The sequence below is a fragment of the Haloferax sp. s1 genome (assembly GCF_058382125.1).
The window spans coordinates 1-1,075 of the sequence record NZ_JBZRPK010000106.1 but is presented as its reverse complement, the minus strand read 5'-3'; the positions used below and the strand labels follow the sequence as shown (position 1 = coordinate 1,075).

The window sequence follows — 1,075 nt, the reverse complement described above, 5'->3', positions numbered from 1 at the left end:
TGAGTGTCTGTTTCCTGGTATTCCTGATATTTGTATATGCCGACGCTGTTCCCGGAGTCCACCACACAAAACCCCAGTCACACCGCCGCCTCCGAGTTCTTTTTTGTGTATTTCGCGCCTTCCGTTGGCGTACTATGGAACTCATCTGGCACGGTCATTCGACATGGCACGTCACAGTCGGAGAGACCTCGATTCTCATCGACCCGTTCTTCGACAACCCCGCCACGTCCCTCGACCCGAGCGACGTAGAGACGCCGGACTACGTCCTTCTCACGCACGGTCACGCCGACCACATCGCCCACGCTGGCGAGTTCGACGGCGCGACGGTCGTCGGCACGCCCGAACTCACCGGCTACGTCGAAGCCGAGATGGGCGTCGACGAGACCATCGGGATGAACATCGGCGGGACCGTCGAACTCGGCGACGCGTTCGTCTCGATGGTTCGCGCGGACCACACGAACGGCATCAACACGGGATACGAACACGACGCTGGCGTGCCGGGCGGCTACATGATTAGCGACTCGAAGCCGACCCAGCAGTCCGACGACGAGGCGACGACGTTCTACCACGCCGGCGACACGGGACTCATGACCGACATGCGCGAAATCTTCGGTCCCTACTACGAACCCGACGCCGCCGCGCTCCCGGTCGGCGACCACTACACGATGGGACCGTGGCAGGCCGCCGTCGCGAGCGACTGGCTGGGTGTCGACCGCGTCTTCCCGATGCACTACAACACGTTCCCGGCCATCGAAATCGACATCAGCGATTTCGAACGCGAGGTCAAGGCCACGGGAAGCCTTGCTGAAGTGCACGTCCTCGACGGCGACGAATCGTTCACGCTCGAATAGCCGTCGACTCGTCGCGCTCGCCGCCCGAGATGACATTTTTCCGTCGCTTGTGCACACAATCGTCCGATTGAGGAACTTTTAGGGTCGGGTACTTCTTTCCATCCGATGGATGTCCGATATTCAAACTTCGACTGTCAGTGAGGAAGGCTTCGCAAGCACGAGTCAGGTCGGCGACTTCGACCCCCAGATCGACGCGCTCGACGCGACCGGTCCGAACCCGAACG

The 1,075-nt window shown here is 61.1% G+C and carries 1 protein-coding gene and 1 pseudogene; both read left to right on the top strand.

The annotated features are described in order from the left end of the window. Nucleotides 1–134 precede the first annotated feature (134 nt). Nucleotides 135–851 (top strand): metal-dependent hydrolase, encoded by a 717-nt coding sequence (locus QT222_RS00740; protein WP_491475981.1) that lies wholly within the window; start codon nucleotides 135–137, stop codon nucleotides 849–851. Between the two features lie 109 nt (nucleotides 852–960). Next, nucleotides 961–1,075, top strand: a pseudogene (locus QT222_RS00735) (OsmC family protein); the annotation flags it as partial.